General features: G+C 62.8%; 23 protein-coding genes. 16 read left to right on the forward strand and 7 right to left on the reverse strand.

Features of this window, described 5'->3' with window-relative positions:
- The first annotated feature begins 11 nt into the window (after positions 1-11).
- Complete coding sequence (locus H0Z09_RS19860; RefSeq protein ID WP_186692799.1) at positions 12-902, forward strand: pseudouridine synthase; 891 nt, start codon at positions 12-14, stop codon at positions 900-902.
- A 125-nt stretch (positions 903-1,027) separates the two neighbouring features.
- On the opposite strand, the gene H0Z09_RS19865 is transcribed toward H0Z09_RS19860, so the two are convergent.
- Both H0Z09_RS19865 and mobA read right to left on the reverse strand, forming a co-directional pair.
- A complete protein-coding gene (locus H0Z09_RS19865) occupies positions 1,028-1,249 on the reverse strand; it encodes a YgdI/YgdR family lipoprotein (protein ID WP_010211805.1) in 222 nt (73 codons plus the stop codon).
- Between the two features lie 79 nt (positions 1,250-1,328).
- The gene (gene mobA / locus H0Z09_RS19870; RefSeq protein ID WP_186692801.1) at positions 1,329-1,931 is read right to left on the reverse strand and encodes a molybdenum cofactor guanylyltransferase MobA; all 603 of its coding nucleotides are present in this window, start codon (positions 1,929-1,931) and stop codon (positions 1,329-1,331) included.
- A gap of 76 nt (positions 1,932-2,007) precedes the next feature.
- Between mobA and moaB the strand changes: the two genes are divergently transcribed.
- Both moaB and glp read left to right on the forward strand, forming a co-directional pair.
- The gene (gene moaB, locus H0Z09_RS19875) at positions 2,008-2,547 is read left to right on the forward strand and encodes a molybdenum cofactor biosynthesis protein B (protein WP_076950445.1); all 540 of its coding nucleotides are present in this window, start codon (positions 2,008-2,010) and stop codon (positions 2,545-2,547) included.
- Positions 2,531-3,757: a gephyrin-like molybdotransferase Glp gene (gene glp, locus H0Z09_RS19880; RefSeq protein ID WP_186692803.1), complete on the forward strand. Its 1,227-nt coding sequence runs from the start codon at positions 2,531-2,533 to the stop codon at positions 3,755-3,757. Before moaB ends, glp begins: the two co-directional genes overlap by 17 nt.
- 641 nt (positions 3,758-4,398) lie before the next feature.
- Here the strand turns inward: glp and H0Z09_RS19885 are convergent.
- Both H0Z09_RS19885 and H0Z09_RS19890 read right to left on the reverse strand, forming a co-directional pair.
- The gene (locus H0Z09_RS19885; protein WP_186692805.1) at positions 4,399-4,728 is read right to left on the reverse strand and encodes an EscU/YscU/HrcU family type III secretion system export apparatus switch protein; all 330 of its coding nucleotides are present in this window, start codon (positions 4,726-4,728) and stop codon (positions 4,399-4,401) included.
- A complete protein-coding gene (locus H0Z09_RS19890) occupies positions 4,725-6,302 on the reverse strand; it encodes a flagellar hook-length control protein FliK (protein WP_186692808.1) in 1,578 nt (525 codons plus the stop codon). Before H0Z09_RS19890 ends, H0Z09_RS19885 begins: the two co-directional genes overlap by 4 nt.
- Before the next feature lie 200 nt (positions 6,303-6,502).
- Between H0Z09_RS19890 and ccmA the strand changes: the two genes are divergently transcribed.
- The 11 genes from ccmA (at position 6,503) to phnN (ending at position 14,782) form a co-directional block, all read left to right on the forward strand.
- On the forward strand, positions 6,503-7,138 hold the full coding sequence (ccmA, locus tag H0Z09_RS19895; protein ID WP_076950448.1) for a cytochrome c biogenesis heme-transporting ATPase CcmA: 636 nt from the start codon (positions 6,503-6,505) through the stop codon (positions 7,136-7,138).
- The gene (gene ccmB / locus H0Z09_RS19900) at positions 7,135-7,803 is read left to right on the forward strand and encodes a heme exporter protein CcmB (RefSeq protein WP_076950518.1); all 669 of its coding nucleotides are present in this window, start codon (positions 7,135-7,137) and stop codon (positions 7,801-7,803) included. Before ccmA ends, ccmB begins: the two co-directional genes overlap by 4 nt.
- An 84-nt stretch (positions 7,804-7,887) precedes the next feature.
- Complete coding sequence (locus H0Z09_RS19905) at positions 7,888-8,643, forward strand: heme ABC transporter permease (RefSeq protein ID WP_076950449.1); 756 nt, start codon at positions 7,888-7,890, stop codon at positions 8,641-8,643.
- Positions 8,640-8,816: a heme exporter protein CcmD gene (gene ccmD / locus H0Z09_RS19910; RefSeq protein ID WP_061435869.1), complete on the forward strand. Its 177-nt coding sequence runs from the start codon at positions 8,640-8,642 to the stop codon at positions 8,814-8,816. Before H0Z09_RS19905 ends, ccmD begins: the two co-directional genes overlap by 4 nt.
- Positions 8,813-9,268 carry a cytochrome c maturation protein CcmE gene (gene ccmE, locus H0Z09_RS19915; protein ID WP_049709262.1) on the forward strand — a complete coding sequence of 152 codons (456 nt, stop codon included), beginning with the start codon at positions 8,813-8,815 and terminating at the stop codon, positions 9,266-9,268. The genes ccmD and ccmE overlap by 4 nt, the downstream gene beginning before the upstream one ends.
- A 3-nt stretch (positions 9,269-9,271) precedes the next feature.
- Positions 9,272-11,260, forward strand: coding sequence for a heme lyase CcmF/NrfE family subunit (locus H0Z09_RS19920; RefSeq protein ID WP_186692810.1), 1,989 nt, complete (start codon positions 9,272-9,274; stop codon positions 11,258-11,260).
- Positions 11,257-11,793: a DsbE family thiol:disulfide interchange protein gene (locus H0Z09_RS19925; protein WP_076950452.1), complete on the forward strand. Its 537-nt coding sequence runs from the start codon at positions 11,257-11,259 to the stop codon at positions 11,791-11,793. Before H0Z09_RS19920 ends, H0Z09_RS19925 begins: the two co-directional genes overlap by 4 nt.
- The gene (locus tag H0Z09_RS19930) at positions 11,790-12,263 is read left to right on the forward strand and encodes a cytochrome c-type biogenesis protein (RefSeq protein ID WP_186692812.1); all 474 of its coding nucleotides are present in this window, start codon (positions 11,790-11,792) and stop codon (positions 12,261-12,263) included. Before H0Z09_RS19925 ends, H0Z09_RS19930 begins: the two co-directional genes overlap by 4 nt.
- Entirely contained in the window at positions 12,256-13,440 is a 1,185-nt protein-coding gene (ccmI, locus tag H0Z09_RS19935) for a c-type cytochrome biogenesis protein CcmI (RefSeq protein WP_186692821.1), read from the forward strand. The genes H0Z09_RS19930 and ccmI overlap by 8 nt, the downstream gene beginning before the upstream one ends.
- 16 nt (positions 13,441-13,456) lie before the next feature.
- On the forward strand, positions 13,457-13,852 hold the full coding sequence (locus H0Z09_RS19940; protein WP_186692832.1) for a hypothetical protein: 396 nt from the start codon (positions 13,457-13,459) through the stop codon (positions 13,850-13,852).
- A 357-nt stretch (positions 13,853-14,209) separates the two neighbouring features.
- The gene (gene phnN / locus H0Z09_RS19945) at positions 14,210-14,782 is read left to right on the forward strand and encodes a phosphonate metabolism protein/1,5-bisphosphokinase (PRPP-forming) PhnN (RefSeq protein ID WP_186692835.1); all 573 of its coding nucleotides are present in this window, start codon (positions 14,210-14,212) and stop codon (positions 14,780-14,782) included.
- A gap of 167 nt (positions 14,783-14,949) precedes the next feature.
- Here phnN and H0Z09_RS19950 read toward each other — a convergent pair whose 3' ends face one another.
- Positions 14,950-15,846, reverse strand: coding sequence for a LysR family transcriptional regulator (locus H0Z09_RS19950; RefSeq protein WP_186692837.1), 897 nt, complete (start codon positions 15,844-15,846; stop codon positions 14,950-14,952).
- A gap of 407 nt (positions 15,847-16,253) precedes the next feature.
- Here H0Z09_RS19950 and H0Z09_RS19955 point away from each other — a divergent pair, with 407 nt between their 5' ends.
- Positions 16,254-17,750 (forward strand): M57 family metalloprotease, encoded by a 1,497-nt coding sequence (locus H0Z09_RS19955; protein ID WP_186692839.1) that lies wholly within the window; start codon positions 16,254-16,256, stop codon positions 17,748-17,750.
- Positions 17,751-17,759: 9 nt separating this feature from the next.
- On the opposite strand, the gene H0Z09_RS19960 is transcribed toward H0Z09_RS19955, so the two are convergent.
- Positions 17,760-18,956, reverse strand: coding sequence for an MFS transporter (locus H0Z09_RS19960; RefSeq protein ID WP_186692841.1), 1,197 nt, complete (start codon positions 18,954-18,956; stop codon positions 17,760-17,762).
- Between the two features lie 326 nt (positions 18,957-19,282).
- On the opposite strand from H0Z09_RS19960, the gene H0Z09_RS19965 reads away from it, so the two are divergent.
- Positions 19,283-20,641: a hypothetical protein gene (locus tag H0Z09_RS19965; protein ID WP_186692843.1), complete on the forward strand. Its 1,359-nt coding sequence runs from the start codon at positions 19,283-19,285 to the stop codon at positions 20,639-20,641.
- 38 nt (positions 20,642-20,679) lie between these two features.
- Here the strand turns inward: H0Z09_RS19965 and H0Z09_RS19970 are convergent, their stop codons facing one another.
- Positions 20,680-21,684, reverse strand: a complete 1,005-nt coding sequence (locus H0Z09_RS19970; RefSeq protein WP_186692845.1) for a sulfate ABC transporter substrate-binding protein — start codon at positions 21,682-21,684, stop codon at positions 20,680-20,682.
- Between the last annotated feature and the right edge of the window lie 4 nt (positions 21,685-21,688).

Consider the following 21,688-nt stretch of genomic DNA (forward strand, 5'->3'; position numbering starts at 1 on the left):
CGAGCAGGTTCATGTCCACATCCGGTTTTTCCGCCTCCCGGCACCAAGCCAGCACCTTGTATTTGCCGCCCGGCCCCTGGGCGACAGTGCTCGATTGCCTGTGCGAACACTTCCCGGCGATTGGCCGTGAGCACTGGCTGGACCGTATCGCCCGAGGCCGGGTGCTGGACATCAACGGCAGCCCGATTGCCCTGGACCTGGCCTACAAGGAAGGCCTGTGCATCCACTACTTCCGGGAAGTGCCGAACGAGAAGGTAATCCCGGTGCAGGAGACCATCCTGTATGCCGACGCGCATCTGGTGGTCGCGGACAAACCGCACTTCCTGCCCGTGACACCGGCCGGTGAGTACGTAGAACAGACTCTGCTGCGCCGCCTGATTCGTCGTCTGGACAATCCGTCGCTGGTGCCCTTGCATCGCATCGACCGGCATACGGCGGGGCTGGTGCTGTTCTCGGCCAACCCGGCCAGTCGTTCCGCGTATCAACAACTGTTTCCCACGCGCAAGATCGATAAATTCTACGAAGCCATCGCTCCGGCCTTGCCTGACCTGACGTTTCCCCTGGTGCATAAAAGCCGCCTGGTCGATGGCGAACCGTTTTTTCGCATGCAGGAAGGCGACGGTATCGCCAACACCGAAACGGCCGTGGAGGTGCGGGAAAAGAGCGGCAACCTGTGGCGCTACGGCTTGTTTCCGGTGACGGGCAAGAAGCACCAGTTGCGCGTGCACATGACCGCGCTTGGCGCAAGTATCTGCAATGACCCGTTCTACCCGGACGTGATCAAGGACGCCGTGGACGACTACGCCAACCCGCTGAAACTGCTGGCCCAGGGCGTGCGCTTCATCGATCCGGTCACAGGTCACGAGCGTGTCTTTCGCAGCCGGATCAGCCTCGACTGGTAAGCGCCGGAAACGACAAGGCCCGCGCGAGGCGGGCCTTGGGTTAACCGGATAGCTGGGGCTTTCTGATACTGCGCGGCGTCCCGTTTAGGGCGGCTTCGCCACCCAGCGCGGGGCAAGCCCGCTCACTACAGGTCTTTAACGGTGCGAACCTGGTCTTTATTGATGCGGGTGCGCTTGCCGTCAAGTTGTTCGAATTCGTAGAAACCCGAATCTTCGTTGTATTTCGGGGTGTCGACGGCCTGGATTTCGCGACCGTCATTCAGGGTGATCACTGTCGGCGAGGCGCAACCGGCGAGGGTAGCGAGGCCCAGTGCAAGCATGAGAGCGGCGATGGTCCGTTGAGTCATGGGTGTGTCTCCGAGAGAATACTTTTTAAATGCTGACCTTGTGACGCGTGGAGCGCCGACAAAGTTCCTTGTGCGAGGTTCATTCTGACACGCCCGAGCGCGTCTTTAACAGCGCCGGCGTGTTCAGGTTGGCCAGGCGCGGGTCGTCCGCCGGGCACTCAAGGCCCACGCCGCCCAGTTGCAGCAAGAGCTTGCGCGGGCTGCGTTCACCGGCGTGCCAGGCGCTGTCCACCGCGTCGCGTAGGGTGGTCGGGATGATGCAGATCAGCGGTTCCCAGAACTCGCCATGGCGCACCATCACCGGCAGCAGCGGGTGCTGCTGCGCCATCTCACGCAGGTCGGCGAGCAGTCGGTCGTCGAGATTCGGCACGTCGCACGGCACAATCAGCAAGTGCCCATGACGCGCGACGGCGAGTCCCGCACGGATACCGGCGAGCGGGCCGGGAAAGTCCGGGCTGTCGTCACTCACCAGCCGGTCGGCATACGCCGCGTACTGTTGCGGGTTGCGGTTGCAGGAGATGATCAGGTCATCCGTGAGCGGCCGAACCAGGCGCTGTAAATGCGCGATCAAGGGTTGGCCGCGCCATTCCAGCAGGCCTTTGTCCTGGCCGCCCATGCGTTGGCCGCGGCCACCGGACAGCAGCAGGACCGAACAGGGCAGGGGGGATGAATCGATAGGCATGGCGGTTCCGCAGCGGCAGCAAAAGGGGGGCCTGTGATATAACATCGGGCTGTTCCTTCGACAACCGGACCGTGCCATGAACGCCAAGGCAGATGCGCCCTTCGTACCCCTGAATATCGCCGTATTGACCGTCAGCGACACCCGTACCCTGGAAACCGATACGTCCGGCCAGGTCTTCGTCGACCGCCTGACCGCCGCCGGCCACAGGCTGGCCGAGCGCGTGCTGCTCAAGGACGACCTCTACAAGATCCGCGCCCAGGTCGCCCACTGGATCGCCGAAGACGTGGTGCAGGTGGTGCTGATCACCGGCGGCACCGGCTTCACCGGCCGTGACAGCACGCCTGAAGCCGTGAGTTGCCTGCTGGACAAACAGGTCGATGGTTTTGGTGAACTGTTCCGCCAGATTTCCGTGGCCGATATCGGCACCTCCACCGTGCAATCCCGCGCCCTGGCCGGCCTGGCCAACGGCACCCTGGTGTGCTGCCTGCCAGGTTCCACCAATGCGGTGCGCACCGGTTGGGATGGCATCCTCGCCGAGCAACTGGACAACCGCCACCGCCCGTGCAACTTCGTGCCGCACCTCAAACAGGCCGAGCCTTGTGAATCCCGTGGGTAAGCCGGGCAAGAGCGGCGCGCTGATGCCGGTCGAAGACGCACTGGAGCAACTGCAGGCCATGGCCGCAGCCGCGCCGATCCGCGAGCGGGAAACCCTGGCGCTGGCGGACTGCGATGGTCGCGTCCTGGCGCAAGACCTGATCTCCACCCTCGACCTGCCACCCTGGCCGAACAGCGCCATGGACGGTTACGCCCTGCGCCTGTCGGACTGGAGCGGCGAGCCGCTGGTGGTCAGCCAGCGCATCTTCGCAGGCGCTGTACCGCTGCCATTGGCCGCAGGCACCTGCGCGCGCATCTTCACCGGCGCGCCGGTACCCGAAGGGGCCGACTGTGTGCAAATGCAAGAAAACGCCGTGGTTCACGCTGACGAGCGCGTGGGCTTTACCGAGCCGTTGCGGGCGGGCCAGAACATACGTCCCCAGGGCCAGGAAACCACTGTCGGCGAATGTGTCTTGTCGGCCGGCACGCGCCTGGGCCCGATCGAACTGGGCCTCGCCGCCTCACTTGGCCGTGACCGCCTGGAGGTAGTCCGCCGCCCACGCGTGGCGGTGCTGTCCACTGGCGACGAGCTGATCGAGCCGGGCTTGCCGCTGGGCCCCGGCCAGATCTACAACAGCAACCGACGAGTGCTGTGTACATGGCTCACGCGCATGGGCTGCGAAGTCGTCGACGCCGGCATCCTGCCTGATGATCTGGAACAGACTCGCACACGCCTGGCCGAGCTGGGCAGCGTTGACCTGATCCTGTCGACCGGTGGTGTGTCGGTGGGCGAGGCGGATTTTCTCGGTATCGCCCTGCGTGAGGAGGGTGAGCTGGCTTTGTGGAAACTGGCGATCAAGCCGGGCAAGCCGCTGACCTTCGGCCACTTCCGTGGCGTGCCGGTGATCGGCCTGCCGGGCAATCCGGCGTCGACCCTGGTGACGTTCGCCCTGCTGGCGCGCCCTTATCTGCTGCGTCGCCAAGGCGTGCAAGACGTCGAGCCACTGCGCTTTGAAGTGCCGGTGGGGTTCGCCTGGCCCAAGCCGGGCAACCGCCGCGAGTACCTGCGCGGGCGCATCGAGCAAGGCAAGGCGATCATCTACCGCAACCAGAGTTCGGGCGTGCTGAGGAGTGCAGCGTGGGCGGAGGGGTTTGTGGAAGTGCTGGAAGGGACGACTTTGGAGGTCGGCGACCGGGTCAACTTCATTCCCCTGAGTGAAGTACTCAACTAACCCTGCACCTCCAAAGTGGGAGCTGGGTGCCTACAGGAGACTTTCAACCTTTTAAAGTTTTAGGGACCTAGGGCTATCGCAGCATGGGTATCTACACAACTTTCAACGGTGTGTGGCGAGGAGCTTGCTTGGCGGCCTTCGGGCCGACCGTTTTTTTTGGGTTTGACCGAGTACATATCCGTTGCTGCGGTAACGGCGGCTTAGGGTTCCGCCCTTACGGCGGGTCACTTTTTGAAGAGCGCAAAAAGTAACCAAAAACGCTTCGCCCCACCACTCGGTGCCTCGCCTAGGCTCGGCATGCCCGTAATCCGACATTGATTTGGGGGGCCGCCGCCACGCGCCATCCATGGCGCGGGGCGGCTAAACCGGCGTCCTGCCGGTTTACCCCCCAAATCAATATCGAATTACGGCCAGCGTGGTTGACGGGGCGCCCCAGATCAAGATCAAAAACAAAGCGCGGCGGCCTTAGAGCCGACCGGTATTCATGTCGAACTCGGTTCAAAATGTGGGAGCTGTCGAGCCCCAGCGAGGCTGCGAAGGCGGCGGCACTGCTGGCATTTTTTTCGCCTGACCCACCGCTTTCGCAGCCTCGCTGAAGCTCGACAGCTCCCACAGTCGGATCGATGTGAGTCCGATAAAACTCAGTAATCATCCCCACATTCGGTCACGTCGCGCTCCACCGGCGCGGCGTTAGGGTCATACCCCACCGGGAACTTGCCCTTCAACGTCCACGCAAACGCGATGATCTCGGCAATCGTGCGGTACAGCTCTTCCGGAATGCTGTCGCCCAGTTCCATCCGCGCCAGCAGCTTCACCAGCTCGGCGTTTTCGTAGATGGGCACTTCGTTTTCCCGCGCCAGCTTCAGGATCGCTTCGGCCAGGGCGTCATCGCCCTTGGCCGTCAGGGTCGGGGCTTGTTGTTCATCGTATTTAAGCGCAATCGCCTGGCGCGGTGGGTTGGCGTTGTTCATGCGGTTTCATCCACCCAGCGTTGCTCCAACCCGGTTTTTGGCCCGCGTGGCGGGGTGCCGAGGTGGCAGTCGAGATCGCCGACGTTGAGGCCCGACGTCACCAGGCGTTCGCGCAGGCTGCCCAAGTGGCTTTCGATCAAACTGGCGGTGAACGGCCGAGTGGCCCACAGCTGGCTCGACAGTTTCCCCTGGCTCAGTTGCGCCTGGACCTGCAACGGCCCCAGCGGCTCCATGTCGAAGGCCAGCTCGACGCGCCAGAGCATCTGCTTGACGTCCTTTTTGTCTTTGCGTTCGGGCTGGTCCTTGTCCGGCGCGGGTTCTTCGCGCTGGAACTTGACCTGCAATGGCACGATGTCTTGCAGGGTGCGCATGGGAATCTCCAATTGCCAAGTGGTTTGCAGGCGGCCGTCGGCGGTGGTGCCGGTCTGCTCCAGGCTCGACAGCTGATGACTCTGCAACCGCGAGATCGCCCCGGCAGCCAGGCGCAGCAGGTTTTCCAGGTCGCCTTCGCCTTCCAGCTTGCCCATCAGTCGCTCGGGCAGCGGGAAGCTGACCGGCGCCTGGCGTGCGCTGACTTGGCCAAGGGTATTGAGCGGGCTGCGGACAAAATTGGGCAACATCTGCGCCAGCGTGTTGGCGGCGAGGATGGCATTCAGGTTAGTGCTGGCGGGCAGGGCGGGCACCAGATCGGCGACCAGGCGCAACAAGGCGCCTTTCATGTCCAATGGTGGTACTTGCGGATTTTGCCCTGCGAGCAATTTGGCCTCCAGGAAGGCCCCGCTGTTCTGGATCACTTGGGCCAGCACCTTGGGGTTGCTCACCTGTGCCAGGTCCGGCAACGCCGCCAGCAAACGGTCGGCGGCGGCGCGCAGGTCGGCGGAGGTGCTGTCGCCGCGCGGCAGGTTCTGCAGTGCAGTGAACACCGCATCCAGCGAACCTTGGCGACTTTGCTGGGTGGAGAGTTGCTGCGTGATTGCCAATTGATCCTTGAGCCCGCTCAACGGCACGAAATTCAGGGTCTGCGCGTTCTGCACCACGGCACTGAGCAGACTGCCCACGCGCAAGGGTTGCGGGCTTTCCAGCGTCAGCGTCGCCCCGGCCAGGGCGTTATTGAGTACCGTCACCAGCGACCGGTAGATCGCCGGTTGCGCGCTGCCCTGGGGCAACATCTGGGTGGTCAGCACCTTGGCTTGCAGCAGAGTGCCTTCCGGTATCTTGGCGGTATCGATGCGCGTGAGGGCCGCCACATTCGCGCTCAACGCCTGTTGCAGACTGAGGGTGAGGTTGCCGGCGGGCGTCTGGCTCACCGCCACGTTACTGCCCAGCGGCAAGGGTTGGGCACTGCTGGCCTGCACCAGGGTCTGGCGGCCGCCTTCCAGGGTCAGCTTGAGCAACAGTTGAAACGCTTCACCGCCTTGCTTGAGGGCGATGACTTCGGCATTTGCGGTTTTCCCGGGGTCAATCAAGCCGATCTGCGGCTCCAGCAATTTGAGCAAGGCACCTGCCGCGGGCGCGGGCGCCTGCCCGGCGGCCGGCGTGGGAGGGAGCGTAGGAAGGTTGATCTCGCCGGTCATCGTGCGCATCGTCTCAGGGGAAATTGCCCTCTTTAGCGTAGGGCATCGCATGTATAATGCCGCCCGTCTGCAAAGAGAGCGCTAAAAACCTCACAACTATTTGATCCAGCTCTCTAAAATCGGTCGCCAAAGCCGTTATTGTGCTTCTTTCTATAACGGCCGCTGCACCGCCGACTTGAACCGTAAAGGCCCGCGATCTCTTGACCAGCCCTCTTCTTGAAGCCGTAGCGCTCTCCTGTGAACGCGACCTGCGCCTGCTGTTCGAGCACCTCGAGCTGCGGCTGGCCGGCGGCGACATGGTGCAAGTCAGCGGCCCCAACGGCAGCGGCAAGACCAGTTTGCTGCGCCTGCTGGCCGGCTTGATGCAGCCGACGGCCGGTGAGGTTCGACTCAACGGCAAGCCCCTCGACCAACAGCGCACGGAACTTGCGCGCAACTTGATCTGGATCGGCCACGCCGCCGGTATCAAGGACGTGCTGAGCGCCGAAGAGAACCTCAGTTGGCTTGGCGCCCTGCATCATCGCGCGTCCCGTGATGCCATCTGGCAGGCCCTCGCCGCCGTCGGCCTCAAGGGCTTCGAAGACGTTCCCTGTCACACCCTGTCCGCCGGCCAGCAGCGCCGCGTGGCCCTGGCGCGTTTGTACTTGCCGGGACCGCCGCTGTGGATTCTCGACGAACCTTTCACGGCCCTCGACAAACACGGCGTCGCCCAGTTGGAAGAACATTTGGCCCGACACTGCGAGCAGGGCGGCCTGGTGGTGCTTACCACCCACCACACCCTGGCCCGCGTGCCCGCCGGTTACCGTGACCTGGACCTGGGGCGGTGGTTGCCGTGAGTGTGTTCGGTCTGTTGGTTGCCCGTGAGGCCCGCCTGCTGTGTCGTCGCCCGGCCGAGTTGGCCAACCCGCTGGTATTCTTTGCCATCGTGATTGCGTTGTTCCCGTTGGCGGTGGGGCCGGAGACTAAACTGTTGCAAACCTTGTCTCCTGGACTGGTGTGGGTCGCGGCGCTGTTATCGGTATTGCTCTCGCTGGACGGGCTGTTTCGCAGCGATTTCGAAGACGGTTCCCTCGAACAGTGGGTCCTTTCGCCGCACCCCCTGCCACTTCTGGTACTGGCCAAGGTACTGGCACACTGGGCTTTTTCCGGGCTGGCGCTGGTGCTGCTCTCGCCGTTGCTGGCGATGATGCTAGGGTTGCCCACCGAGTGCCTGCCGGTGTTGCTCCTGTCGTTGCTGCTCGGCACGCCCACCCTGAGCCTGCTGGGCGCGGTGGGTGCGGCATTGACCGTGGGTTTGAAGCGCGGTGGCCTGCTGCTGGCCCTGCTGATCTTGCCTTTGTATATCCCGGTGTTGATCCTGGGCAGCGGCGCTTTGCAAGCCGCGCTCATGGGCATGCCGGCGACCGGTTACCTCCTGTGGCTTGGTAGCCTGACCGCCCTGGCGGTAACCCTGACACCCTTTGCTATAGCGGCCGGCCTGAAGATCAGCGTCGGCGAATAATGAGGTCTGACCAAGCGTTATGTCTGGTCAGTAAAGACCCTAGGCTTCTTGCAACGACAAGAAGCACCCGTGATGGAAACAGCAATGAACTGGACCTGGTTTCACAAGCTCGGCTCGCCCAAATGGTTCTACGGCATCAGTGGCAGGCTGCTGCCGTGGTTGAGTGTCGCCGCGATGTTGCTGATCGGCATCGGCCTGGTCTGGGGTCTGGCCTTCGCGCCGCCGGACTACCAGCAAGGCAACAGCTTTCGCATCATCTATATCCACGTGCCCGCCGCGATGCTGGCCCAGTCCTGCTACGTGATGCTGGCGGTGTGCGGTGTCGTCGGCCTGGTGTGGAAGATGAAGCTCGCGGACGTCGCCCTGCAGTGCGCCGCGCCCATCGGTGCGTGGATGACCGCCGTGGCGCTGGTCACCGGTGCGATCTGGGGCAAGCCCACCTGGGGTTCGTGGTGGGTGTGGGATGCGCGACTAACGTCCATGTTGATCCTGCTGTTCCTGTACTTCGGTCTGATTGCCCTGGGCAACGCAATCAGCAATCGTGACAGCGCCGCCAAGGCCTGCGCGGTGCTGGCGATTGTCGGTGTGATCAACATCCCGATCATCAAGTACTCGGTGGAGTGGTGGAACACCCTGCACCAGGGCGCCACCTTCACCCTCACCGAAAAACCGGCGATGCCCGTGGAGATGTGGGCGCCGCTGCTGCTGATGGTGCTGGGGTTCTATTGCTTCTTCGGCGCCGTGCTGCTGATGCGCATGCGCCTTGAAGTGCTCAAGCGTGAAGCCCGCGCCAGTTGGGTCAAGGCCGAAGTGCAAAACAGCCTGGGGGCGCGCGCATGAGTTTTGCTTCTTTCAGCGAGTTTCTCGCCATGGGCCATCACGGCCTTTATGTCTGGACGGCCTATGGCATCTGCCTGGCGGTGCTGGCCCTCAACGTCGCCGCGCCGATCCTGGCCCGCAAGCGTTACCTGCAACAAGAGGCGCGTCGTCTGCGCCGGGAGACCGAAAAGTGAATCCGCTGCGTAGAAAGCGTCTGTTGATTATCCTTGCCATCCTGGCCGGCGTCGGCATCGCCGTGGCCCTGGCCTTGAGCGCCTTGCAGCAGAACATCAACCTGTTCTACACCCCGACCCAGATCGCCAACGGCGAAGCGCCCGTCGATACGCGCATACGCGCCGGCGGCATGGTGGAGAAGGGCTCCTTGAAGCGCTCCGGCGATTCCCTGGACGTGACCTTCGTGGTCACCGACTTCAGCAAATCCGTGACCATCACCTACCGCGGCATCCTCCCGGACCTGTTCCGCGAAGGCCAGGGCATCGTCGCCCTGGGCAAGCTCAACGCCGACGGCGTGGTGGTGGCCGACGAGGTTCTGGCCAAGCACGATGAAAAATACATGCCGCCGGAAGTGACCAAGGCTTTGAAAGACAGCGGCCAATCGGCTCCCACCCCTGCGAAAGAGGGCTAATTGATGACGTCCGCACTGTTCATTCCGGAACTGGGCCAGTTGGCGATGATCCTCGCCCTGTGCTTCGCCATGGTCCAGGCCGTGGTGCCGTTGCTCGGCGCCTGGCGCGGCGACCGCCTGTGGATGAGCCTGGCGCAGCCGGCCGCTTGGGGCCAGTTCGCCTTTTTGCTGTTCGCGTTCGGTTGCCTGACCTACGCCTTCATGACCGACGATTTTTCCGTCGCCTATGTTGCCAATAACTCCAACAGCGCCTTGCCCTGGTACTACAAGTTCAGCGCCGTGTGGGGCGCCCACGAAGGCTCGTTGCTGCTGTGGGCGCTGATCCTCGGCGGCTGGACCTTCGCCGTGTCGGTGTTCTCGCGGCAACTGCCGCAAGTCATGTTGGCCCGTGTGCTGGCGGTGATGGGCATGATCAGCATCGGCTTCCTGCTGTTCCTGATCATGACCTCCAACCCCTTCAGCCGCATCCTGCCGCAGATCCCGGTGGACGGCCACGACCTCAACCCGCTGCTGCAGGACATCGGCCTGATCGTGCACCCGCCGATGCTTTACATGGGGTACGTGGGGTTCTCGGTGGCGTTCGCCTTTGCCATCGCCGCCTTGCTCGGCGGGCGCCTGGATGCGGCCTGGGCGCGCTGGTCGCGGCCATGGACCATCGTCGCCTGGGCGTTCCTCGGCATCGGTATTACCTTGGGCTCGTGGTGGGCCTACTACGAACTCGGCTGGGGCGGCTGGTGGTTCTGGGACCCGGTGGAAAACGCCTCCTTCATGCCCTGGCTGGTCGGCACCGCCTTGATTCACTCGCTGGCCGTCACCGAAAAGCGCGGTGTGTTCAAGAGCTGGACCGTGCTGCTGGCCATCGCCGCGTTTTCCCTCAGCCTGCTCGGCACTTTCCTTGTACGTTCGGGCGTGTTGACGTCGGTGCATGCGTTTGCCTCTGATCCTGCGCGCGGCGTGTTCATCCTGATCTTCCTGCTGTTTGTGGTCGGCGGCTCGCTGACGTTGTTCGCGTTGCGCGCGCCAGTGGTCAAGAGCCAGGTCGGCTTCAACCTGTGGTCGCGGGAAACCCTGCTGCTGGGCAACAACCTGGTGCTGGTGGTGGCCGCGTCGATGATCCTGCTCGGTACCCTGTATCCGCTGGTGCTGGATGCCTTGAGCGGCGCCAAATTGTCCGTCGGCCCGCCGTACTTCAACGCGCTGTTTATTCCGCTGATGGGCCTGTTGATGGTGGTGATGGCCGTCGGCATGCTGGTGCGCTGGAAAGACACCCCGGTCAAATGGCTGGCGGGCATGCTGATGCCGGTGTTGCTGGGCAGCGTGGCCCTGGCGGTGATCGCAGGTGTCGCTTATGGCGACTTCAACTGGGCGGTGCTCGCCACCTTCCTGCTCGCGGCCTGGGTGTTGCTGGCCGGCGTGCGCGATATCGCCGACAAGACCCGCCACAAGGGTCTGATCAAAGGCCTGCCGACCTTGACCCGCAGCTATTGGGGCATGCAGATCGCGCATCTCGGCATCGCCGTGTGCGCCCTGGGCGTGGTGCTCTCCAGCCAGAACAGCGCCGAGCGCGACCTGCGCCTGGCGCCGGGCGAGTCCATGGACCTGGGCGGTTACCAGTTCATCTTCGAAGGCGCCAAGCACTTTGAAGGGCCCAACTTCACGTCCGACAAAGGCACCGTGCGCGTCGTGCGCAACGGCACGCAAATCGCCGTGCTGCACCCGGAAAAACGCCTGTACACCGTGCAAAGCTCGATGATGACTGAAGCGGGTATCGACGCAGGCTTCACCCGTGACCTCTACGTGGCCCTGGGTGAACCCCTGGGCGAGGGCGCGTGGGCGGTGCGGGTGCATGTGAAGCCGTTCGTGCGCTGGATCTGGTTTGGCGGTTTGCTTACCGGCTTTGGTGGTTTGCTGGCCGCGCTGGACCGGCGTTACCGGGTCAAGGTCAAGAGCCGGGTGCGTGAAGCCCTCGGCCTGCAAGGAGCGGCGGTATGAAGCGTTGGTTGATGGTCGTGCCGCTGGCGTTGTTTCTGGTGGTGGCGGTGTTTTTGTATCGCGGTCTTTACCTGGACCCGGCCGAGTTGCCCTCAGCAATGATCGGCAAGCCGTTCCCGGCGTTTTCCCTGCCGACGGTACAGGGCGACAAGACCGTGACCGAGGCCGACCTGCGTGGCAAGCCGGCGCTGGTCAATGTGTGGGGCACCTGGTGCATCTCCTGCCGCGTCGAACACCCGGTGCTGAACAAGCTGGCCGAAAAGGGCGTGGTGATCTACGGCATCAACTACAAGGATGACAACGCGGCGGCCTTGAAGTGGCTGGCCGAGTTCCACAACCCGTATCAACTGGATATCCGCGATGAAGACGGCAACCTCGGCCTGAATCTCGGCGTCTATGGCGCGCCGGAAACCTTCTTTATCGACGCCAAGGGCGTGATCCGCGACAAGTATGTCGGTGTGATCGACGAGGCCGTATGGCGCGAACAACTGGCCGCCAAGTACCAGGCGCTGGTCGACGAGGCCACGCCATGAAGCGTCTGCTCGCCGCTGCGGTGCTGGCGCTGGGATTGGCCGGCGTGGCCCAGGCCGCCATCGACACCTACGAATTCGCCAACGACGCCGAGCGTCAGCGCTTTCGCGACCTGACCAAGGAACTGCGCTGCCCCAAATGCCAGAACCAGGACATCGCCGACTCCAATGCGCCCATCGCCACCGACCTGCGCCGGGAAATCTTCCGCATGCTGGGGGAGGGCAAGGACGACCAGCAGATCATCGATTTCATGGTCGACCGCTACGGAGATTTCGTGCGCTATAAACCGGCTCTCACCGGCAAGACCGCGCTGCTCTGGTTCGGCCCCGCCGGGCTGCTGCTGGCCGGCGTGGTGGTGATGGCGGTGATCGTGCGCCGCCGCCGCGCCGCGCCCGCCGATGGCGCCGACGCGCTGTCGCCTGAAGAGCGTAAACGCCTCGACCAATTGCTGGACACCAAGACTGATGATTGATTTCTGGCTCGCAGCCGGCTTGCTGCTTCTGATTGCCCTGAGTTTCCTGCTGATCCCCGTACTGCGTGGCCGCCGTGCCCAGCGCGAAGAGGATCGCACCGCGCTGAACGTGGCGCTCTACCAGGAACGCGTCGCCGAGTTGCAAGTGCAGCAGGACGAAGGCGTGCTGAATGCCGCGCAACTCGACAGCGGCCGCGCCGAAGCGGCCCGTGAATTGCTGGCCGATACCGAAGGCGTGGAAAAACCCCGCGAATCGCGTCTGGGCAAACCGTTGCCCTTGCTCGCCGCCGTGCTGGTCCCCGTGCTTGGTCTGGGTCTGTATTTGCACTTCGGCGCCAGCGACAAGGTCGAGCTGACCCGCGAATTCTCCCAGCCGCCGGTGTCCATGCAAGACATGACCCAGCGCCTGGAACGCGCCGCCGTGGCCCAACCGGATTCGGCCGAAGGCCTGTACTTCCTAGGCCGCGCATATATGGCCCAGGACCGTCCGGCTGATGCAGCCAACGTTTTCGAACGGACCGTGGCCCTGGCCGGCCGCCAGCCGGAACTGCTCGGCCAGTGGGCCCAGGCGCAGTACTTTGCCGACAACAAACAGTGGTCGCCCAAGGTCCAGGCGTTGACCGACGAGGCGTTGAAGCTTGATCCGAAGGAAGTCACCAGCCTCGGCCTGCTGGGGATCGCAGCCTTTGAAGGCCAGCGTTACCAGGAAGCGATCGACTACTGGAACCGCCTGCTGGCGCAACTGCCACCTCAGGACAACTCCCGTGCGGCGCTGCAGGGCGGGATTGACCGCGCTGCGCAAAAGCTCAAGGAGAGCGGTGGCACTGTCGCGCAAAAAGCCGTGATGAAAGTGCGTGTAGATTTATCCGCCGAGGTCAAAGCCAAAGCCCTGCCGACCGACAGCGTATTCATCTTCGCCCGTGCCGTGAACGGCCCGCCGGCGCCGTTGGCGGTCAAGCGCGTCACAGTCGCCGAGCTGCCGGTCACCGTCGAACTGGGCGATGCCGACGCGATGATGCCGCAGTTGAAACTGTCCAACTTCCCTGAAGTCCAACTGGTTGCACGCGTGTCCCGGGCCGGTCAGCCGACCACGGGCGAGTGGATCGGCCGCAGCCAACCTGTGGCCAGCAGCACCACCGCGCTGCAGCAACTGACCATCGACACTCCGGACAAGTAATTTCGAGGAAACGCCCATGACCGCATTTGCACGCATCACCCTGCTCAGCCTGGTACTGGGCCTGAGCGCCTGTGCGGTCCACCGCCCACCTCCGGGGCCCACCGGCCCGACCATCCCGCCCTCGGGCCCTTCGACCCAGCCGAGCACCAAACCCTCCGGCCCGGTGACCCCGCCGCCGAAGCCGCTGCCGAGTAAGTCCCCGACCTTCGCCCCACCACCGGGCGCGGCCAGCCACTGGGACGGCAAGATGCAGGTGTATGTGCTCGACGGCCAGCCCGACACCTTCTACCGCCAGCGCACCTACTACCGCTGGAGCAACGGCTGGAGCCGTTCGATCAGCCCCAACGGGCCGTGGGAAGAAACCGACGTGCAGGGCGTGCCACCGGGGCTGAGCAAGCAGTACGCGCAATGACAAAAGGCGACCTTCGGGTCGCCTTTTTGTTGGCCTTGAAATACATTCTCTACACCAACGCGTATCCAAATGTGGGAGCGGGCTTGCTCGCGAATGCGGTGGGTCAGTTGGCAAATTCGTCGCTGATACACCGCATTCGCGAGCAAGTCGAAGCGTCGAACCGCCGCCCCCACAGGAGATCATTTCAGCCATCTGGACACAGGACACTCCAGATCCAGCGTTCCTGCATCAACAGCCGTGCCATCTCACCAGTCTGTACAACGGCCATTACCTGTTTGATGGGCGCACCGAACGTAGTGCGCGGCGGGTGGCACTCCGGTAATGTGGCCGCGGTCGACAAGCGAAGAGGGTGTTTTGATGGCAGGCAGGTTGATCTATCTCATCGGGCCCTCCGGCTCGGGCAAGGACAGCCTGCTGGACGCCGCACGCGCACGCTTGGCCGAGCGCGGTTGCCGCATCGTGCGCCGCGTCATCACGCGCTCGGCTGAAGCGGTCGGCGAGGCGGCGCAGGGTGTCAGCTCGCAGCAGTTTGCCGCAATGCAGGCCGAGGGCGCGTTTGCCCTCAGTTGGCAGGCGAACGGCTTGTGTTATGGCATTCCCCGGCAGATCGACGACTGGCTGGCGGCGGGTAACGACGTGCTGGTCAACGGCTCCCGCGCGCACCTGGTGCAGATGCGTGAGCGTTACCCGACGGCGCTGGTGTTGCTGCTGACGGTGGACCAGGCGGTGCTGCGCCAACGCTTGATCGCGCGCGGGCGTGAAGCGCTGGTGGATGTCGAGGCGCGGCTGGCACGCAATGCGCAGTTTACCGCCGAGTTGATCGCCGACAATGGCGCGGGGTTACGGGTGCTGGATAACTCCGGGCCCCTGGAACAGACGGTAGAACGCCTGCTGTGTTGCCTCGACCACGGGCACTCGGCGCGCGCCTGACATGGACATGGGAGCCTGTAGTGAGCGGGCTTGTCCCGCGCTGGGTGGCGAAGCCGCCCCAACCCAGGCGACTCGGTTCTAGCTGAAGCACCGCGGTGGCTTTATTGGGGCGGCTTCGCCCCCCAGCGCGGGGCAAGCCCGCTCACTACAGTGTGTAGCTTCGCCATTTAGTCTGGGCGCAGGGCCCCGGCCAGCAACCGCTCCACATATTCCACAAACGCCCGCGCCTTGGCACTCGCCATCCTGCCCGTGGGAAATACCGCCCATAAGTCCCGGGCCGGCAATGTCCAGTCGGTCAGCACCGGCTTCACCTCGCCGCTGGCCAGTTCCGGCGCAAACATCCAGGTGGACGACAAGGTCAGCCCCAGATGGCTCAACACGGCTGCGCGCACGCCTTCGGCCGCCGTCACGCGCACGCGGCCATGGGCGAGCAACGGGTACTGCGTGTCGCCTTGGGTGAAGTTCCAATGCGCGCCTTCGCTGCGGGTGTAGATCACGGCTTCATGTTGCAACAGATCCGCTGGCGTGGCGGGTTCGCCGAAGCGCTCGAAATAGACCGGGGTGCCCAGGATGACGCACGGCGATTCGCCGATCTTGCGTGCCGTCAGGCTTGAGTCGACCAGATTGCCCATGCGCAGCGCCACATCGATGCCTTCCTCGACCAGGTTGAGGCTGCGGTCGTCGAGCACCACGTCCACATTCAATTCGGGAAATTGCGCCAGGAAGGGGCCCAGGTGAGGAACGATATGCATCCGGGCGAAGGTCACCGGGGCGCTGATCCTCAGGTTGCCGCTGAGCCCCGCGCCGGCGCCACGGGCGGCATCGTCGGCGGCGTTGGCTTGCTCGATGGCGCGCCGGGCCTTTTCGAAAAACGCCAGGCCTGCCTCAGTTGGCGTCAGGCCCCGCGTGGAGCGCAGCACCAAACGTACCGCCAGGCGCGTCTCAAGCTGCGCAATGCTTTTGGAAACGGCGGGCTGGCCGACGCCCAGGCGCTTGGCGGCAGCGGAGAACGAGCCGGTTTCGACGACGTGGACGAAGGTTTCCATGGCGGTGAGGCGGTCCATCGGTGTTCCCTGTTTGGCTTGGCGGCGCTCAAGCCTAAGGCGATGAACGATGGGTGTCATGTGTTTCCAGTGTTGAGCACCGCTTTGGCGTCCAGCGCAAGGTTTAACGCAGATGTCCTGCAAGCTGGGAAAACGATGTAGTTGAACGATGGATGTTCTTTAGAATTTGTTTTTATCTTGTGAAAACAACTGGATGCCACCCAAAGCCTTTTGTGTTCGAGTGTGTGAATTGCAAATGAATTGTTCGTTGTGTCGCCCCGTATTTCGAGCTGTGCAAGTGTTGCGGTCAGTACCACATTTACATTGGTATCAGCTTTTTCGGCGTGCGAGCTTATCTGCGGTCTTGATGACTCGAACGCCGAACTGAACTGATTCGGCTCTCTTTGTAAAACCGAAGGTATTGCCCAATGAATACTGTTGAACCGCGAAGTGTCAGTCGTCTTGATCACCTGCCGGGTCCCGGCTCGTTTGAGAGCGGATTTGGTAATAAGCCCTCTTACACAACGGACCAGGCAGCCAGGCAACTCACGCGACAAAACCTGCGCTTCCATGACCGCAACGGCGATTCTAGAATCGATGTGAATTACACCGTAGACACAAGTTTCACTCAGGCCCAGCAGCGGCGCGTGCGGCAGGCGGTGCAGTCCTGGCAGGACGTGGCCAACATCAATTTTCACGAACAGCCAGGTGGTTCGGACGGCACGCTCAACATTCGCAACAACCCCAGCGGCAATCGGGGTGTCGCCACGTTTCCCAACCGTTTTACCACCAGCACCTCGGCCACCATTGGCACGCAAGGGGAAAGCCGGTCCCCGGCGCTGGGCAGTCACTTTGCGGTGACGGCGATACACGAAATCGGTCATGCCATCGGCCTGCACCACCCGGGAGACTACGGGCGAAACTTCGATTACAACAAGGAAGCGGTCTATGCCGAAGATACAAAGGCGCGCACGGTAATGAGTTATTGGTCGGAGACCAAACAGAAGGGTCACGATTTCAAGCGACAGAACCCGTCCGCGCCGATGATGGATGATATTGCGGCGGCGCAACGCCTGTACGGCGCCAATCATCAAACCCGTCACACCGACACCACCTACGGCTTCAATTCCAACACCGAACGGGAGGCGTTGAGCCTCAAGAGCGCCACGGACCAACCCGTCTTCTGTGTGTGGGACGGCGGCGGTGTCGACACCCTGGATTTCTCCGGTTTCGCCCAGGACCAGCACATCAACCTGAACGCCGAATCGTTTTCTGACGTCGGCGGGTTGAAGGGCAATGTCTCCATCGCCAAGGGCTGCGTGATTGAAAATGCCATCGGCGGCTCAGGCCGCGACACGCTGTCGGGCAATGAGGCTGCCAACCGGCTCAAGGGCGGCGGGAGGGGCGATACCTTGAAAGGCGGTGGCGGCGCGGATACCTTTGTCTACGACAAGGCCAGCGACTCCACGCCATCCGACCCGGACATGATCGAGGACTTCATCAGCGGCACCGATACGATCGATGTGTCGGGCGCAATGAAGGAGGCGGGTGTACCTGCACTGGTATTTACCGATCGGTTCACTGGCCGAGCCGGGGAGGCGGTGCTCAAGCAGGATGCCAGTACGGGCGGTTCGAGCCTGGCTATTGATCTCAAGGGTACGGGCAAGGCGGACCTGTTGGTCCAGAGCAAGAGGGCGATAAAACCTGCCGATGTGCGCTGGAACGGCCATACGCCTGGGGACCGGCCCGTGCCTGCACCTGCACCTACACCCCCCGCGCCCGCCCCGTTGGTGGATAAGACCCAGGAAGACACCGCCGGCTTGATCCAACTGCTTGCTATCACCCTGTTAGGGTTTTTCTCGCAGTTGCTGGGCTTGCTGACGTCGCCGTCCGGCCAAGCTCCCGCGCAAAAAAACCAGGTTTAAGCCCGTCGCTCAAGCGGTCGCCACCCTGGCCTGGCGCGACGCACCCAGGAACCGCAACAGTGCCACCAGCGGGAACGCGCTGCCCACCAGCACCACACCCAGCCAGCCGCCGTGTTCGTACACGCTGCTGGCGATTGCCGAGCCGAAGGCGCCGCCGATGAAGATGCTGGTCATGTACAGCGCGTTCAGGCGGCTGCGGCTTTTGGCGTCAAGGGCGTAGACGGCGCGCTGGCCGAGGACCATGTTCATCTGCACGCAGAAGTCCAGGACAACGCCGGTCACGGCCAGGCCGATCACGCTGTACAACGGGTGGACGAAGGCCGGCAGGAAGCTCAGCACCGCCAGGACCATGGCGAGCAGGGACGCGCGGTGGGTGTGGCCGGCATCGGCCAGGCGGCCGGCAATCGGCGCGGCGATGGCGCCAATGGCGCCCACCAGGGCGAAGAGTGCGATCTGGGTCTGGCTCAGGCCGTGGTTGCGCACCAGTTCCAGCGGGACGGCGGTCCAGAACAGGCTGAAGCTGGCGAACATGCAGCCCTGGTAGAACGCCCGTTGGCGCAGCACCGGTTGTTCACGCAGCAGCGTGCCCAGGGAACGCAGCAGTTGGCCATAGCTGGCGCTGTGGTCGGGTTGACGCTTGGGGATGGTGATCAGCAACACCACGCTGATAAACGCCATCAACGCCGCCGCCGCCATGAACATCGCACGCCAGCCGAAGTGATCCGCCACGACGCTGGACACGGGCCGGGCGAGCAGGATGCCCAGCAACAGGCCGCCCATGATGCTGCCGACCACACGGCCACGGGACTCGGCTGGCGCCAGGTGCGCGGCCAATGGAATCAGGATCTGCACCGACACCGAACTGAACCCGATCAACAACGACACCAGCAGGAACAGGTTCGGTTGTTCGGTCACCGCCGCGCCCAGCAGGCTGACAATGGCCAGCACCGTGGTGGCGATCATCAGCTTGCGGTTTTCCAGCAGGTCACCCAGGGGCACCAGGAAAAACAGGCCCAGGGCGTAGCCGATTTGCGTCAGCGATACGATCAGGCTGGCCATGGCGGGCGTGAGGCCGATATCCGGCGCGATCATCTCGATGATCGGTTGCGCGTAGTAGATATTGGCGACGATAGCGCCGCAACAAAACGCAAACAGCATCACCATCCCGCGGGTCATGGTGCTTGGAGCGTGTGGGGTAGCGTTCATGGTGTTCTCATAAAAGGCGAGGGAGATGGCGAGCGAGAGTAAAGACAAGGCCCAACGCCGAGTAGGCCGCTCGCGGTGATAACACTCATGCCGGGCATTGATGACTGGAACGTTAAGATTCAGTTTGACAGGCAATGATACATTCAGACACAACTGCCGAAACAGGAAATCCACTCAGGATGGCGTAACCCCATCCATGTACTCGGCTTCTCGAAAAGGATGCCTCCGACGCTGTTAGAAGACGCCTCTGGCAAGACCGCGCGGCCTGCCTGCACTAGATTCGACGTTTGCATTTTCGCAGGCTGACCCAAGGCAGGAACCTCAATATGCGGATTATCAAGGTGTTGATGTTATGGCTGTTCGTGTCGGCAATCACGGCGGTTGCTGAAGAAAAGGTCGAAACGATCACTCACGCTGAATACGCCGAGCGGATGGCGGCCGCCACCGCGTCCGCCTGGCCGAAGTTGGCGACAATGGAGCGCTTGAAAAACCAGACCGGGTTCTATGCTCGGGCGCAGATTCTGCTTTACGACGGCGTTTCGGCCTGGTTGATCGATGCAAACGGCTATCGGCCGGTTGCGGCTGGACCTGTCCAAGCGCTTGGCCTGTCATCGGACTATTTAAACTTCGCGGAACTGCTGTGGGAAAACCGACCCACGGTTTATATAGGCATGGGCCAAGGGCTGCCGGATGAAGAAGCGCGCCGCATGCGCCATCCTGGTGCGGTGCCGGAGTTGTTTGCACTGGCCACCCACGAGGCCTTCCATTTCTTCGGCCAAGAGAACGATTGGCAGCTGGACGTGGGGTCGCGCGACTCGCGCTATCCGCTCCAGGCCCAGCCCAGGCAGTACCGGCATCATCTGCTCAAAGCCTTACATGCATCACTGCAAGGTGATACCCAGGCGTTGGGCAAGGCGCGCTACTGGCATGAGCGTTGGCAGTCCGAGTTCGCCCAGGAAGCCCGGCAAATTCGCTTCTACGACATTATTGAAGGCACCGCCTCTTACATCGAAGGGCTCGCTCAGGCCTTCGCCGGTGGGGAGGCTGGTAGGCCTGAAGCCTGGGCGAAAGGGGCGTTCCCGCGCGCCGATGTCTTGTCGTTGGACGGTGAAAGCTACGCGTTGGGCGCCTTGGCCATCTACATTCTGGACCGCCGCGACGCCAAGGGTTGGCAGGCAATCATAGACGGACAAACGCCCGTCCAACGTTTACTGGCGACTGTGCCGCAGGTAGTTGATGTACCTGATGCAGCGCTTGAACAACGGATTTCAGAACACGTAGACGCGCAAAATCGAGAGCTGGCACTGCTGATTGAGCCTGTCATTGCCCAGTTGAAGCATCCCGACACCGTGCGTGTGATGGTTCCGATGAGTGCCGTAGCCGGGTCGATGATGTATAGCGGCAGTTATCAGCTGGAACAAGGGGCCGACTCGATATGGTTGGGATTTTCGGCGCAGCTCTCGCCGTCAGGCGGGCGCGTCACGTTCAAGGGGCGCACGATAACAGGGGCTGTCAGCAATGCCTGTGGTGAAAAGGACGAATTTTTGGTGGTGCCCATCGCCGCAAGTGAATTTCCAAGCGGTCCGGCCGAGCGTCTGCGGTTGAAAGGCGATGGATTTGAGATCGACACGCCGTTTCCCGTGAAAGGTGCCAGTGCTGAGCCTATCTGGTGCATCGCTGCGTAAAGTAAAAGCCCCTGAAATCAGGGGCTTTACACCAGGGCTTATTGACCGGAATAAATCTGGTCAAACACCCCACCATCATTGAAGTGGGTCTTCTGCACGGTGCGCCAGTCGCCAAAGGTCTTCTCCACCGAGAGGAAATCGACTTTCGGGAAGCGGTCGGTGTACTTGGCCAACACCTTCGGATCGCGCGGGCGCAGGTAGTTGTTGGCTGCAATTTCCTGACCTTGCGACGACCACAGGTACTTCAAGTAATCCTCGGCAGCGGTTCGGGTGCCCTTCCTGTCGACGACTTTGTCGACCACCGACACCGGCGGCTCGGCTTCGGCGGAGACGCTTGGGTAGATCACTTCGAACTGGTCACGGCCGAATTCACGCGCGATCATTTCCGCTTCGTTTTCAAAGGTTACCAGCACGTCGCCGATCTGGTTGGTCATGAACGTGGTGGTGGCGGCACGGCCGCCGGTATCCAGCACCGGCGCCTGTTTGAACAGCTTGCCGACGAACGCCTTGGCCTTGTCTTCGTCGCCGCCGTTCTTCAACACGTAGCCCCATGCCGACAGGTAGGTATAGCGGCCGTTGCCCGAGGTTTTCGGGTTGGGCACGATCACCTGTACGCCGTCTTTCAACAGATCCGGCCAGTCCTTCAGGGCTTTAGGGTTGCCTTTGCGCACGATAAACACCGTGGCCGAGGTGAACGGCGCGCTGTTGTTCGGCAGGCGGGTGACCCAGTTGTCGGGCACCATTTTGCCGTTGTCCGCCAGGGCGTTGATGTCGGTGGCCATGTTCATGGTGATCACGTCCGCCGGAAGGCCGTCGATGACCGAGCGCGCTTGCTTGCTGGAACCGCCGAAGGACATCTGCAAGGTCAGCTTGTCGTCCGGGTGCTCGGCTTCCCAGTGTTTCTGGAAGGCGGCGTTGTAGTCCTTGTAGAAATCGCGCATCACGTCGTAGGAGACGTTGAGCAGTGTGACGGGGGCTGCCTGGGCGGCGCCGGCCAAGGCAAGCCCGGCGGCCAGGAGGGAGGCGCTAACGAGTTTTTTCACTGCT

The sequence above is a fragment of the Pseudomonas sp. SWRI18 genome, from assembly GCF_014268345.1.
Taxonomy (GTDB): Bacteria; Pseudomonadota; Gammaproteobacteria; order Pseudomonadales; family Pseudomonadaceae; genus Aquipseudomonas; species Aquipseudomonas cedrina.

What these genes read in the sequence shown, in the direction of transcription:
- H0Z09_RS19955 (WP_186692839.1), top strand. Translation starts at nt 16,254, where the DNA reads ATGAATACTGTTGAACCGCGAAGTGTCAGTCGTCTTGATCACCTGCCG.
- ccmI (WP_186692821.1), top strand. Translation starts at nt 12,256, where the DNA reads ATGATTGATTTCTGGCTCGCAGCCGGCTTGCTGCTTCTGATTGCCCTG.
- H0Z09_RS19960 (WP_186692841.1), bottom strand. Translation starts at nt 18,956, where the DNA reads ATGAACGCTACCCCACACGCTCCAAGCACCATGACCCGCGGGATGGTG.
- H0Z09_RS19905 (WP_076950449.1), top strand. Translation starts at nt 7,888, where the DNA reads ATGAACTGGACCTGGTTTCACAAGCTCGGCTCGCCCAAATGGTTCTAC.
- H0Z09_RS19950 (WP_186692837.1), bottom strand. Translation starts at nt 15,846, where the DNA reads ATGGACCGCCTCACCGCCATGGAAACCTTCGTCCACGTCGTCGAAACC.
- phnN (WP_186692835.1), top strand. Translation starts at nt 14,210, where the DNA reads ATGGCAGGCAGGTTGATCTATCTCATCGGGCCCTCCGGCTCGGGCAAG.
- H0Z09_RS19865 (WP_010211805.1), bottom strand. Translation starts at nt 1,249, where the DNA reads ATGACTCAACGGACCATCGCCGCTCTCATGCTTGCACTGGGCCTCGCT.
- moaB (WP_076950445.1), top strand. Translation starts at nt 2,008, where the DNA reads ATGAACGCCAAGGCAGATGCGCCCTTCGTACCCCTGAATATCGCCGTA.
- mobA (WP_186692801.1), bottom strand. Translation starts at nt 1,931, where the DNA reads ATGCCTATCGATTCATCCCCCCTGCCCTGTTCGGTCCTGCTGCTGTCC.
- H0Z09_RS19965 (WP_186692843.1), top strand. Translation starts at nt 19,283, where the DNA reads ATGCGGATTATCAAGGTGTTGATGTTATGGCTGTTCGTGTCGGCAATC.
- ccmD (WP_061435869.1), top strand. Translation starts at nt 8,640, where the DNA reads ATGAGTTTTGCTTCTTTCAGCGAGTTTCTCGCCATGGGCCATCACGGC.
- H0Z09_RS19890 (WP_186692808.1), bottom strand. Translation starts at nt 6,302, where the DNA reads ATGACCGGCGAGATCAACCTTCCTACGCTCCCTCCCACGCCGGCCGCC.
- H0Z09_RS19920 (WP_186692810.1), top strand. Translation starts at nt 9,272, where the DNA reads ATGACGTCCGCACTGTTCATTCCGGAACTGGGCCAGTTGGCGATGATC.
- H0Z09_RS19925 (WP_076950452.1), top strand. Translation starts at nt 11,257, where the DNA reads ATGAAGCGTTGGTTGATGGTCGTGCCGCTGGCGTTGTTTCTGGTGGTG.
- H0Z09_RS19930 (WP_186692812.1), top strand. Translation starts at nt 11,790, where the DNA reads ATGAAGCGTCTGCTCGCCGCTGCGGTGCTGGCGCTGGGATTGGCCGGC.
- H0Z09_RS19940 (WP_186692832.1), top strand. Translation starts at nt 13,457, where the DNA reads ATGACCGCATTTGCACGCATCACCCTGCTCAGCCTGGTACTGGGCCTG.
- H0Z09_RS19860 (WP_186692799.1), top strand. Translation starts at nt 12, where the DNA reads ATGTCCACATCCGGTTTTTCCGCCTCCCGGCACCAAGCCAGCACCTTG.
- H0Z09_RS19885 (WP_186692805.1), bottom strand. Translation starts at nt 4,728, where the DNA reads ATGAACAACGCCAACCCACCGCGCCAGGCGATTGCGCTTAAATACGAT.